General features: G+C 62.0%; 11 protein-coding genes. 4 read left to right on the top strand and 7 right to left on the bottom strand.

The window, feature by feature from the left end; genetic code table 11:
- Window positions 1–1,125: a GGDEF domain-containing protein gene (locus A0W34_RS26885; RefSeq protein WP_232329937.1), complete on the bottom strand. Its 1,125-nt coding sequence runs from the start codon at window positions 1,123–1,125 to the stop codon at window positions 1–3.
- A 121-nt stretch (window positions 1,126–1,246) separates the two neighbouring features.
- Complete coding sequence (locus A0W34_RS26880) at window positions 1,247–2,686, bottom strand: amino acid permease (RefSeq protein ID WP_030536080.1); 1,440 nt, start codon at window positions 2,684–2,686, stop codon at window positions 1,247–1,249.
- A gap of 172 nt (window positions 2,687–2,858) precedes the next feature.
- Here A0W34_RS26880 and A0W34_RS26875 point away from each other — a divergent pair, with 172 nt between their 5' ends.
- Complete coding sequence (locus A0W34_RS26875; protein WP_003942964.1) at window positions 2,859–4,397, top strand: PucR family transcriptional regulator; 1,539 nt, start codon at window positions 2,859–2,861, stop codon at window positions 4,395–4,397.
- Here the strand turns inward: A0W34_RS26875 and A0W34_RS26870 are convergent.
- From A0W34_RS26870 to A0W34_RS26860, 3 genes are all read right to left on the bottom strand, one after another.
- Complete coding sequence (locus tag A0W34_RS26870) at window positions 4,373–5,809, bottom strand: aldehyde dehydrogenase family protein (RefSeq protein WP_003943062.1); 1,437 nt, start codon at window positions 5,807–5,809, stop codon at window positions 4,373–4,375. The genes A0W34_RS26875 and A0W34_RS26870 overlap by 25 nt on opposite strands.
- Window positions 5,806–7,179, bottom strand: a complete 1,374-nt coding sequence (gene gabT, locus A0W34_RS26865; protein ID WP_064443609.1) for a 4-aminobutyrate--2-oxoglutarate transaminase — start codon at window positions 7,177–7,179, stop codon at window positions 5,806–5,808. Before gabT ends, A0W34_RS26870 begins: the two co-directional genes overlap by 4 nt.
- Window positions 7,180–7,297: 118 nt before the next feature.
- Window positions 7,298–8,104 carry an alpha/beta fold hydrolase gene (locus A0W34_RS26860; RefSeq protein WP_003942939.1) on the bottom strand — a complete coding sequence of 269 codons (807 nt, stop codon included), beginning with the start codon at window positions 8,102–8,104 and terminating at the stop codon, window positions 7,298–7,300.
- Between the two features lie 75 nt (window positions 8,105–8,179).
- On the opposite strand from A0W34_RS26860, the gene A0W34_RS26855 reads away from it, so the two are divergent.
- Window positions 8,180–8,941, top strand: a complete 762-nt coding sequence (locus A0W34_RS26855) for a DUF2127 domain-containing protein (protein WP_003943067.1) — start codon at window positions 8,180–8,182, stop codon at window positions 8,939–8,941.
- On the opposite strand, the gene A0W34_RS26850 is transcribed toward A0W34_RS26855, so the two are convergent.
- Window positions 8,925–10,064, bottom strand: coding sequence for a cation:proton antiporter (locus A0W34_RS26850; protein WP_030536077.1), 1,140 nt, complete (start codon window positions 10,062–10,064; stop codon window positions 8,925–8,927). The two genes, A0W34_RS26855 and A0W34_RS26850, sit on opposite strands and share 17 nt — an antisense overlap.
- 7 nt (window positions 10,065–10,071) lie before the next feature.
- Window positions 10,072–10,434: a hypothetical protein gene (locus tag A0W34_RS26845; protein ID WP_058226926.1), complete on the bottom strand. Its 363-nt coding sequence runs from the start codon at window positions 10,432–10,434 to the stop codon at window positions 10,072–10,074.
- 272 nt (window positions 10,435–10,706) lie between these two features.
- On the opposite strand from A0W34_RS26845, the gene A0W34_RS26840 reads away from it, so the two are divergent.
- On the top strand, window positions 10,707–11,153 hold the full coding sequence (locus A0W34_RS26840) for a cupredoxin domain-containing protein (protein ID WP_054187525.1): 447 nt from the start codon (window positions 10,707–10,709) through the stop codon (window positions 11,151–11,153).
- A gap of 81 nt (window positions 11,154–11,234) precedes the next feature.
- The gene (locus tag A0W34_RS26835) at window positions 11,235–13,025 is read left to right on the top strand and encodes a CocE/NonD family hydrolase (RefSeq protein ID WP_081558557.1); all 1,791 of its coding nucleotides are present in this window, start codon (window positions 11,235–11,237) and stop codon (window positions 13,023–13,025) included.
- Window positions 13,026–13,037 lie beyond the last annotated feature (12 nt).

Here is a 13,037-nt window from a genome sequence, read left to right as displayed (position 1 = left end):
TCAGATCTGAGCCGAGCGGATCGTATTACCGCCTGCCGCCTTCGCTTGATACATCATCGAATCCGCGACATTTGTCGCCGCCAGGATTGCGGAAGCACCGCCGCTCCACGCCTTCGATTCGGCGGTCATCATCACCGCTCCGACGCTCACCGTTGTGGGGATCGCGTCGGAACAATCCGACAGCGCCGCGTTTATCCCTTCGATCAACAGGGTTGTCGATTCGGGATTGCCGGCGATGACGGCCAGGTATTCTTCCCCGCCGGTTCGAGCGATGACTCCGCGTTCGCCGAGATGTGTGCTCAATCGGTTCGCGGTTCTCCTGATGACATGATCGCCTTCGGCATGACCGTGAAGATCATTCACCGTTTTGAATTTGTCGATATCGACGACGATGAAGGCGAGAGATGAAGAATCGTCTCGGGCGCTCTCGAAGAGATCGCCGACTGCCCCTTCCAGTCCCCGACGGTTGAACAGTCCAGTGAGGGGATCCCGGTCCGAATACTGGGCATCGCGGTAGAGAGTGCGCCAAGTCAGGTGCGCAAAAATGGGAACGAGTGTGACAGCTCCGAAAAGAACGGTGCCGCGGGCCAGAAGCGTCGTGATATCGACGTCGCCTTCCATATATGCAAGAACGAAAACGGTAGTCGTGACGGTCGTCGACCAAACGACATGAGCGACAAGCCACTTTGCGCTGACAAAAAGCGTCGCAAAGGTTCCGGTGACCGCGAAGACGATGCAACCGAACGTCCCGGACGAGCGATCCGGCACCAGGAGGACGGCAGCCGCGATCCCGAGATCTGCGAATATTCCGAATGCAAGCAACCCCCGGCGTCCGGGAAACGGTTGTGTGAACCAGCATGCGGCGATGCCCACACACGTACAGATCATGAAAATCGAAAGAGCTTTGCCGGGTGTGGTCGGCGGCGTATCCGGACCGATCAATTTGTAGAAAGCGGACAGTCCGAAGATGATCGTCATCATTCCGAGCAAGGTTCGGAAGATCGGAATGATTGCCCGGCCGGATCTCTGGTGCTTTATCCACTCGTAGTCGTGTGGTTCGTTGAACCATTCGTGAAGTGTTCGCCAAGAACTGTGCCCCTCGGAGGCGATGACAGGGCTCGGCATGCTGTCCATTTTGCCTTGAATTTAGATAAAGAGAAAATCTATGTTCGACCGCTTCCATCGGATCGGCTCTTTTCGGGGAAGAGGTTCAATTATCGAGTCGAGCGCTTACTCGATGCTTGTTTCAAGCCTTCTTCGAACTGCTGTGTGCGTTGTTCGAGGCGGTCGCGAACGATCCGACTTTTCGCGTACGAGACTTTCTCACGCCGTAAGCGGCGAGGATGACCCCCAGCGCGACCAGGCTTTGGACGAATTCCGCGCGCGTGGGTTCGTTGAGACCCATTCCCACCAGGATCACGAGAATCAGACCAGTGACCACTATCGGCAGGCCGGGATACAACCAGACACGGAATTTCAGAATCTCGGGGCTTTCGCGTTCCCATCGGCGTCGGAGGCGTAGTTCGGATACACAGATCAGGATGTAAACGAACAAGCAGATTGCGCCCGACGAATTCACGAGGAACAAGAAAATCGTATCCGGCCAGATGTAGCCGGCCGCGATACAGAAGTACCCGGCCACGGTGCAGGCGAGTACGCCCTTCACCGGCACGCCGCGGCTGTTGGTCCGTGTCATCCAGGCCGGCGCGTCGTTGTAGACGGAGAGTGCGAAGAGCATCCGTGACGCCGTGTACAGGCCGGAATTGAGGCAGGACAGCACCGCGACCAGAACCACGAGATTGAGAATGTCGGCGGCGCCGGGAATTCCGAGCAGGTCGAGTGCGGAGATGAACGGAGAATCGCCGACGACGAACGAATCCCACGGCAGCATCGTCACGAGGAGGAAGGTGGCGACAACGAAGAACGCGAGAATGCGGAAGACGACCGTGTTCGTGGCCCGCCTGATCGCTCCGGCGGGTTCGGCGGATTCCGCTGCGGCGATCGTGACCAGCTCGGCTCCGGTCATGGAGAAGATCACGGCGACAACGCCCACCAGTACGGGGGTGAAGCCGTTCGGCAGAAATCCTCCGTGGCCGGTCAGATTGCTGAAATCGACTTCACTGCCGGGCCAGATGCCGAAGACGAACAGACTGCCGAGCACGATGAAGCCGATGATGACGGCGACCTTGATACCCGCAAACCAGTATTCAGCCTCGCCGAAGTTGCTGACGGAGAGAAGATTGACCCCGGTCATCACCAACAGGAGTACCGCTGACATGAGCCAGAGCGGGACACCATGGATCCACCGGGAGAGCAGGGTTGCTCCGACGACGGATTCGATGCCGACGACGATCACCCAGAAATACCAGTAGAGCCAGCCAGTGGTGAAACCCGCCCAGTCGCCCAACGCCATGCGGGCGTATTCGGTGAACGATCCCGTACACGGCTTGGCCACGGCCATTTCGCCGAGCATGCGCATCACCAGGAACACGATGATGCCGCAGATCGCGCACGTGATGACTGCGCCGGGGCCGGCCTGGTTGATGATTCCGCTCAGACCGACGAAGAAACCGGCGCCGATGACGCCGCCCATGGAAAGCATGGTCAGGTGGCGCTTCTTCAAGCCTGTTTTGAGTGTCGAATGAACGCTGGCGGCTTCGGCTGTTTCGGTGCTGCTGTCGGGCATCTGGGCTCAGCTCCTATTGCATGACGCGATCAGTTCTTTCGGAGAGACGCTAAGCTCATCGTGTGATCCAGAACATGGACTTGATGTACAAATCTGAACTGGAAACTGTCAGTTCTGTCCACTGCCCATTTATCCACTGCCTTTCTGTTCAATGTCTTCGGAGGTTCCGGTAATGCCGATGACTGTCCGACGGCTGGCTGCCACCACCTCGCTCGGCCTCACGATCGTTGCCGGTCACGACGACGTGGATCTGTCGATCAGCTGGGCGCACGCAATCGAATTGCAGGATCCGACCCGTTGGCTCGCCGGTGGAGAGCTTGTCATGACGACGGGGCTGCATCTACCGCGTTCGGCGACAAAGCAATACGAGTACGTCGAGCGCATCGCGCAGACCGGTGCGGTGGCACTGGCGTTCGACACCGGCACCGTGCACGAGAGGGTGCCGGACGCGATCATCAGGGCCGGCGACGAACTGGGTTTTGCCGTGCTTTCCGTCGCCAAGGAGACGCCGTTCATCGCCATTTCGCGGGCCGTGATCGACGAACTGACCGCCGACCAGATACGAACGGTGCAGGCGGTGGTCGACGCGCAGGAGAAGTTGGCGCGTGCCCTGCTCGACGGGGTGCCGGCTCTGATCACTGCCCTGGGTCGAGCCGTTCACGCAGCAGTCTGTGTTCTCGATCGGGACGGCGCGGTGCTGGCTCTGACGGAAGGTGCGAGTTCGTCTCTGCCCGAACGCATCAGGGAGCGATCAGGTAAGGAGCGCAGCCGGATCGTGGTGGACGACGACGGTCACCTGGCCATTCACCGCCTTGCTGTGAGCGGCACGCTGGCCGTGGCGTCCGACGCCGCCTTGGATCAGTCCGAGCGATTGTTGGTGGGCCACACGGTGTCGCTGTTGACCATCGAGCTTGCCAAGCCGTTGCGGGTTGTCGATGCCGAACAGCGGCTGAGGTTGGCCGTTACGACGATGGTGCGCCAGGCCGGCGGTGACGTCGACGAAAGTCTGTTGCGGTACTTCGGATTCGAATCCGAAACCACGGTGGTGGCAACTGCCTTGACCGATGTCGGACCTTTGCTTGCGGCCACCGACATCACTTCAGCGGCCCTGGAAGAAGAGTCGGTGCCGTACCTGTTGGCCCCGCTGAATGACGGAGCCGGTGTGTGGTTCGTCGTGAAAAGTGAAGTTGCGGAGAAGGTCACGCGCAGTGTGTATGCGAGAGTGCGGGAGAATTCACGCCGGAGTATCAACGGTGGAATCGGTGGCGTCCGGCCGATGAGCGGTGTAGCAGCCAGTCTGCGCGAGGCCGTCTCTGCTGCCAAAGTGGGGCAGGTCGAAGGGCACACGCTCGTTCCGTTCTCGGAACTCGGGACTTTCAGTCTCTTGTTGAGTGTGCAGTCGAGCGATGTTCTGCAGTCGATCGCGGCCGGCGGTCTCGGTGTGCTGGAAGGCTACGACGCCGAGAACGGTTCCCGTCTGGTGGACTCGATCGAAGCGTTCCTGCACCACAATGGTCAATGGGAATCCGCTGCAGCGCAATTGGGTGTTCACCGGCACACGCTGCGTAACCGCATGGACAAGGCTGCCGAGTTGATCGGCCGAGATCTCGATTCCGCCCACACCCGGTCCGAGTTGTGGATCGCACTCAAAGCTCGTGAACTGCTGCAGGCGGAATCGAATTCAGATCATGCTCGGCCGCCCCTGAGATAGACGGTGGTGGTGTGAGTGAAGAACTCTCGTGCCGCGTCGCCTTGTTCCTTGGGCCCGTATCCACTCCTCTTCGCGCCGCCGAAAGGTACGTGGGGATCAGCGCCCGCCGATTCCGAATTGACGTGCAGGATCCCCACGTCCAGATCGTCGATACCGGCAAGTGCACTGGTCAGGTCTTGCGTGAACAATGCTGCGGACAAACCGAATTCGCCCTCGTTCGCCAAGCGGAATGCGTCTGCGGTTGTTGCTGCCCGCTGCACCGCCAGTACCGGGCCGAAGAGTTCCTCGAACCACAGTTCGGTGCTCGCCGGTAGTTCCAGCACTGTCGGCTGGACGTAGTAGCCCGACTGCGGCGCTTCGGCGGTGGCCACAACCCTGGCGCCGCCGTCGACGGCTCGATTGATCCCCTCGATGATCGACTGCTGCGCGTATGCGCTGACCACGGGACCTGTCGTGACGTCGGGATCGAGTGGATCTCCGACTCTCAGTTGCTTGACTTCGACGGTCAGCCTGGCCAGGAATTCCTCGGCGATGGATTCATGGAGCACCAGACGTGAAGTGGCCGTGCATTTCTGGCCGGTTGACCGAAATGCGCCCAGCATGACCTGCTCGACCGCAAGCTCGAGATCTGCGTCGGCAAGTACGACGGCTGCGTTCTTTCCACCCATTTCCGCCTGTACCGGAACTCCGCGCGCCGCAGCAGATCCCGCGATCTTTCGGCCGACGCCGGTGGAACCGGTGAAGGTGACGGCGTCGAGGTCCGGGTGATCGACCAGCGCTTCACCGGCCGCGCTGTCGGCGAGGATCATGTTCAGGACTCCGTCGGGTAGGCCCGCTTCGGTCAGTGCCTGCGCGAGACGGAAGGCCAGAAGGGGCACTGCGGCAGCCGGTTTCCAGACGACGGTGTTTCCGTACACCAAGGCAGGCGCAATCTTCCATGCCGGGATCGCGATCGGGAAGTTGAACGGCGTGACGACGCCTACCACGCCGAGAGGTTTGCGAGTGACGAGAATCTGCTCGCTGCTACGTGGGGAGGAATACACCGTTCCGGTCTCGCGGTCGGCGGCGTTGCCGTAGTAACGCAGAATCTGCGCTGCGCGGCGCACCTCTCCGATACCCTCGGCCAGCGTTTTCCCTTCTTCGCGGGTGAGTTCTTCGCCCCAGGCCTCAGCGTTGGATTCGATGATTTCCGCTGCGCGAGTGAGGTATGCGCCGCGTGCGGACATCGGCAGGCGGGCCCAGTCATTCGCGGCGATGCGGGCGACGCGAACACCGGTCGCCATTTCGGAGGCACCGGCGCGGCCTCCGGTGGCGACAACCTCGTCGGGACGGGCCGGGTTGGTGTCCGTCAGTGTGCCGTCGCTGCCCGTGACCCAAGCTCCGCCGATCAAGCTGCGCACTGCGACGCTCATCGGACTGCGGCCACAGCGTCGCGAAGAATACCGAGTCCTTCGGTCAGCAACTCGTCGGAGATGCTCAGCGGCGGGAGGAAACGGACGACGTTTCCATAGGTGCCGGCGGTGAGCAGAAGGAGACCGTGCGTGTGGGCGTAGCTGACGATCTGGGCGACGGCCTCGCGATTCGGAGCCTTGTCCTCGTCGTGGACGAGTTCGATTGCAATCATGGCGCCGCGTCCACGAATGTCGCCGATTATGTCTGTGTCCGAAGCGATTTCGGACAAACCTGTGGTCAGAATGTCGCCGATGTCCTTGGCGCGGTCGAGGAGCCCTTCCATCTCGATCGTCTCGAAAACTGCCAGGGCGGCCTCGCAGGCAACGGGATTGCCGCTGTACGTACCGCCGATACCACCGGGATGCGCGGCGTCCATGACGTCGGCACGGCCGGTCACGGCGGCGAGTGGCATTCCGCCGGCGAGACCTTTTGCGGTTGTGATGATGTCGGGGACGAAGTCCTCACTCTCGCTGGCGAACCAGGCTCCGGTTCGTGCGATACCGGTCTGGACCTCGTCCGCGACGACGAGAATGCCGCGCTCACGGCAGAATTCCGAGATTCGCTTCAGGAATCCCGGAGCGGGAACGATGAAACCGCCCTCACCCTGAATCGGTTCCACGACCACAGCGGCTACCGATTCGGCGCCGATCTGAGTGTCGATCGCAAGACGGAACTGGGCGAATGCTTCGTCGGCCGCGTTTTCGGGGCCGCTCGGCCAACGGTAGGGGTATGCCATCGGAACCCGGTAGACCTCTGGTGCGAACGGGCCGAATGTGGCCTTGTACGGCTGGTTCTTGGCTGTCATCGTCATGGTCATCAACGTGCGACCGTGGAATGCGTGGTCGAAGACGACAACTGCCGGGCGACCGGTGGCGGCACGTGCGTATTTCACGGCGTTCTCGAGCGCCTCGCTGCCGGTGTTGAACAGCGCTGTTCGCTTCTCGTGATCTCCCGGGGTCAGGCGGTTGAGCGCTTCGCAGACCTCGAGGTACCCCTCATAGGGGTTTGCGAGGAAACACGTATGGGTGAACTGACCGAGCTGGCGCGTGGTGCGTTCGACCACGCGCGGCGCACTGTTTCCGACGGTGGTCACGGCGATGCCGCTGCCGAAGTCGATGAACGAGTTGTCGTCGACGTCGACGACAACTCCTCCGCCCGCTGCGGCAACGTAAATGCTGGATCCGCTGGTCAGCCCGGCCGGTAGTGCGGCGCTCCGGCGCTTTGCCAAAGCGCGCGAGTTGGGGCCGGGCACTTCGGTGACGAGGCGTCGTATCTGGGGAAGGGTCGGTCCACCGATGCACGTTTCCGTGCCGTGCTCGAGAATGGTCATCGCAGTGCCTCCAGTCGTTTTCCGAACTGTAGGACGGCGATGAATGATCCGGACATGGCCGGATTGTCGAGTGGCTTCTATCTCATAGGACGCCGCGTCCAGCAGGTTGTCCAGCAGGTTACTGTGCGAAACTGCCGAGGAATCGTTGCAACAGTGGGTTGTACACCTCAGGGGCTTCCCAGAACGCTGCATGCCCCACACCGGGAATCACGTGATACGTGCCCTCCCAGAGATTCGCGAAGGTCAACGACGCGACATACGACGTGTTCACGAACGGGTCCTCGGCGCCGTCGATCACCGCGAGAGGCACAGACGCCGTTGCAACCAGAGCCTTCTGATCCGATTCGCGGCCGGCGCCGAATGCGTCGAACATGATCTTGCGAGCGCGTCCGTCCGTGCGTATCGCGGCGTCGAGGGCAGCCTGCTCGAAGGGAACGGCGGTCATTCGTGCGTAGAGTTCGGCTTCTTGCGCGGTGATGACCTCGGTGCCGCCGATGGACAATCCGTCGCCGGCATTGAAGGCGTCGCCGAGCGTCTCGGGATTTGCCGGCGGCGTACCGGTGATGACGATTCCGGTGAGCCCGGGGAATTTCGCGATCAACTCGAGAGCGATGTGTCCGCCGAGCGACCAGCCGACGACAACGGCTCTTTCGACGCCGAGTTCGGTCAGAACATCGACGATGGCGTCGGCGTAACCGTTCTGCGTGTATGCGGCTTCGGGATCGCTCGCGTCCTCGGAGTCGCCGTGGCCGAGTAGGTCCAGAGTGATCATGCGGTAGTCGCCGGCCCAGTCGGCGTCGACCTGATGACGGAAGATGGAGCGGCTGGCCGAGTTCCCGTGGATGAAGACAACCGGAAAACCGTCGGTGGCACTGTCGTCGACTGCCATGACGCCATGCCGGGTTTCGATCTTGGTGGTTGTCATCGGAATCCTCATCGTTCGAAGTGCACGGTCAGCGGGTATCCACGCTACCGGGCATATGCGGCATAGAGTTCACCCGTGGACTTCGCATTGCGCTCGTGCAGTTGGCACGGTCACGAGACCTACGCTCCGGACGAACCTGAACTGCGGGATCGACTACATGTGGATACTGCGGTGGGTCAGGCGTGGCGGTGCCTACGTTGCGGCAACTTCGTCCCGGGAGCGCCCCGAGCATCGGGACCGGCGGACGCCGCCCCCGAGGTTCCGCGGGGGAGGCTGCTTCGCGACCGGTTGATCATGCGACTTCTCGCCACCGAGAGAATGTTCCGCGCTCTGGGTTTGGTTCTTCTGGCGATCGGTGTGTTCGAACTGAGATCGTCGAAGGGTCGCGCCGAGGACGCCTTCGAGAACGAATTGCCGTTGATCAGGCCACTTGCCCGTCAATTGGGCTGGAACATCGACGATTCCAAACTGGTCCATCACATCGAGCAGGCGTTTTCGTTGTCCGCTACGACGCTCACCTGGATCGCAGTCGGGCTGTTGGTCTACGCCGGCCTTCAAGTGATCGAGGCAGTCGGCCTGTGGATGGTCGAACGCTGGGGCGAGTACTTCGCGGTGGTGGCGACCAGCTTGTTCCTGCCCCTCGAAATCTACGAATTGACCGAGAAGATCACGTGGTTGAGGGCCGGGTTGCTGCTGGTGAACATCGCTGCCGTCGTATGGCTGATCTGGAGCAAGCGACTCTTCGGTGTCCGCGGCGGCGGCGCGGCGTATCACGCCGAACATTCGGAGGAGAGCTTGCTGACGGTGGAGAGGGCCGCGGTCAAGCAGGCTTCGTGAGACCAGCTTTCGACGCGGCAGCACCCGCCAGCGTTGCTGCACCGATCGTGATCATGGCGGCGAGGAGGATGGCTGCGGGTTCACCGTCGCCCATCACCCCCAATTGAGTGCCCACCGTAACTGCGGCAACCGGTACTCCCAGTTGTGCGGCGGACAGCACGCCGAGAGGGAGCGGGAGACCGAGGGCGCGTATCGCGGCGTGAACCACGAGAGTTGCTCCGCCCAAGACCAATCCGAGCCAGATGGCGGACGGATGGGTGACGAGGTCGCGCAGATTGATCGCCGCTCCCAACCAGACGAAGAAGAGGGGAGCGAAGAAGCCGTCGGTGATGGCGAAGAGCTGTTTGGCGAGGCGGCGGGGTTCACCGATCGCGGCAAGAACGAGCCCGAAGGCGAAGCCCGCGAGCATGATCGACACGTGAGTGCTCGACGCCAGCGCTGCCAGAGAAAAGAGGATCACCAGATTGATCCGGAGTTCGAGTGCAAACTTTCGTTTCTCCGAGAATTTGTGGAGCCTTCGCCAATGGCCGGACCGGTGGAAGGCTCGCAGTACGAAGAACAAGGCAACCGCACACGCCGCCACAGCCAGTGCGCCGACACCGGCACGAGGGGCATTGTCCGGATCGATCACCAAAGGCAGCGCAACAATGCAGACGGTGTCCGCGATCGCGACCTGGGCAGTCATCTGCAGAACCGAGGTTCCGCCGAGCCCCAGCGAATCGACGATGGGGAGAATCAACGCCGCGGACGACGACGCGATCAGGACCGCGTACAGCGCGGCGTGACCGGTGCCGAATGCCGTCGCCGCACCGTAGCCGGCAACAACCGACAGAAGTCCGACGACAACCGAGCGAACGGCACCCTTGCCGATTGCCGCACGGACTGCCGGATCGCGAACCGGGACGTGTGAGCCGGCCACCATCATCGTGAGCGCGAATCCGATATCGGCCAGGAACGTGAAAGTCTGGTCCGAAGAGTCGAGCAGCCCGAAACCGGTGACACCGAAGACGACGCCCGCGGCAAGTTCGCCGACCACCACGGGGACATGCCAGCTGACGCGAGCGCCGAGCAGCGGGCCGAGAATGCCGGCCAGCGCGACGAGGGCAAGGATGCCGAAGGTCATCGACGACCTACGAGTTAACTGTCGAGGGTGCGATCTTCGCGGGGATGGCGGTGTTCTCGTCCACGTGGTAGCTCGCACAGACACGGTGGTAGCCGTCGGCGATCTGCGCCGGTACTCCGGCGCGGAAGTCTCCCTGCACCAGCAGGATCGGCGACAGCGCGATCCCCTTGCGGATCTTCAACAGGTCGGTAGCAACGTGTGGGTTGTCGACCGGAAGCAGAGGGAGCCCAGCAGCCCGCAGGATGTCTTTGGCCTTCTTCGAGACCAGCGTCGCCGTCTTGAGGGCGTACACGAGAGCTTGGACCTGAACCGGCGTCGCGCCCAACTGGAGGTAATCGCGGGCCGCCGGGTAGTCGTGCTCGTCCGGCAGGTCCTTCCAGAGAACGGCGGGAGCCTTCTCGGCTACCTTCGGCTCTGCTGTCTTGGGAGCCTTCGGCTGCGCTGCCTTCGACGCCTTCGGCTGGGCTGCCTTCGACGTTTTGCTCTTGGCCATCTGTGCTGTTTCCTTCAGTGTCGGTCCGCGAGTGGAGCTGGTGCAGAAATCGTGCACCATCAGCGCCGCAGGCACCACATCGGAGCTGTTTGGCCCCCTAGGCGGCGGGTAATCAGCAGACTGCGGGGGAACGAGCAGGAGGCGAAGCAATGAAGCGGATTCTCGCAGTGCTCGCAGCGCTGATCCTGGCGGTGTTCGCACTGACCGCGTGCAGTGACAACAACGATTCGTCGGACAACGATTCGGCCGATCACGACGGCATGGCGATGACCAGTATGCCGATGACCAGCATGCCGACCAGTATGTCGATGCCGAGCATGCCTCTGGGTATGTCGACGCCGGGAGCGTCGTCGATGGGAATCGTGATCAGCGGCTTCGAGTATTCGACACCGGAGTCGGTGATGCCTGGTCAGGTACTGACCATTCAGAACAACGACACCGTCGAACACTCGGTCACGTCCGATACGGCAGGACTGTTCAGTGAGGACATCGAGGCCGGCGAGACGGAAACCATCACGGTGCCGAACGAGCCGGGAACGTACACGTTCCACTGCACCTATCATCCGAGCATGCGCGGCACCTTGACGGTCAAGTAGAGGTCGGCTCGGTCTGGCGTGACTTTCGCGAGAAAACGTTGGCGGCACGCGCCGGATTGAGCTGGTGGAGAACAGATCCGGGTGTACGGTTTTCAGGTGCGCCGGAGAACAGCGATCAGTGTCGTCACGCTCGTGGTTTGCGCCCTCGGCTTTTCGCCGCCGGCGCTCGCGGATTCACCGAACGGCTCGTATTCGTCACAGCTGCTGTACTTCTCGGTCGATGTCGGGCCTGAACTCTCGACGCCGTGCACCGTCGTCGGTGAACTCTTTGTTCCCGATGGCGTCGACGCTGACAACCCAGCTCCCGCGATCCTGACCACCAACGGGTTCGGCGGTTCGTACAAGGACCAGATTCCGGCCCTGCAGAACTTCGCCGAGAACGGGTATGTCGGACTGACGTATTCGGGATTGGGTTTCGGCGGCACGAGTTGCAAGATCACACTCGACTCTCCCGCATACGACGGTGTCGCCGCTTCCCAGTTGGTCAGCTTCCTCGGCGGCCAAGAAGGGATTGCCTTCACGGATCAGGCTCTGACGCAGCCCTATCCGGCGCTCACCACGGTCGTTCAGGACTCCGTCGATCACACCGGTGCACCGTCGACGAACGACCCGCGGGTCGGAATGACGGGTGGCTCTTACGGCGGCGGCATTCAATTCGCCGCCGCGAGTGTCGATCCCCGCATCGACACCATCATCCCCATGATCACCTGGAACGATCTCTCGTATTCTCTGGCGCCCAACAGCATCGGGACCATCTCCGGAGTGTCGACTGCGGAGCCGGGAGCAGCGAAGGTGCTCTTTGCATCGCTGCTCTTCGGCGCGGGCATCGCGAATCCCGGTGTGGACGGTTACATCGCAGATCCCGCACGGCTACCCGGCTGCCCGAACTACGTCCCTTACATGTGCAACGCGATCGCCGAGGCAGTGGTGACCGGCGACATCGGACCGCAAGTAGTGAGTGAGCTACGAGCGTCATCGGTCTCGTCGTTCGTCGACCGGATCAATATCCCGGTACTGCTTGCTCAGGGGCAACAGGACACCCTGTTCGATCTGAACGAGGCAACCGCGACTTACGACGCGCTGAAGGATCGTGGCGTCGATGCCAAGATGATCTGGCATTCGTGGGGGCACAGCCACTTGGCCGCTGCGCCGGGCGAGTTCAGCTTCTCCGCACCCGACGAGGATACCCAGTACGAGACCGGTCGCTTCATGGACTGGTTCGATCACTACCTCAAGGACGAGAACACCGAGACCGGCCCGGAATTCGCGTATTTCCGCAACTGGATCGACTACGAGGGAAACGCGGCACCGGCCTACGCGACGTCCGACACCGTCGATGTCGGGACCGCTCGCGCCTTCCATCTGTCCGCTGACGGGGGACTGCTACCGGACGGCACGCCGCTGATACCGGGTTCGAAGACGATCGTCACCGCACCGGCTGGGCTGCCGACGGGCGTAGAGCCACTCAATATCAATCCGGCCGGAAACATTCCGAATGCACAGATTCCGGGAACCGAGGCGCTCTGGACCACTGCGCCGATGACCGAGGCTATGGACGTGGTGGGAGCCCCCACTGTGACGCTGCGTGTTGCGGCGCCCGGACAGCCGGTGGTGTTCGCGAAACTCTACGACGTGGCTCCGGACGGAACTTCCTCGCTGATCAACGGACTCATCGCGCCCATACGCATCAGTGATCCGTCGCAGCCGGTGCCGGTGGCGATGCCGGCGATAGTGCACCGATTCGAGCCAGGGCATTCCGTGCGTCTCGCGATCACCGGTGGCGACATCAGTTTCCGTGGGGGACTGCAAGGTATGCCGGTGACGATCTTTGCCGACGGTTCCGGCCCCCTCGAACTTCCCGTCGTGGGCTGATACACCGTGGGC

Source organism: Rhodococcus sp. BH4 (genome assembly GCF_002079265.1).
GTDB lineage: Bacteria > Actinomycetota > Actinomycetes > Mycobacteriales > Mycobacteriaceae > Rhodococcus_F > Rhodococcus_F qingshengii.
This window is presented reverse-complemented; position numbering and strand designations above follow the sequence as displayed.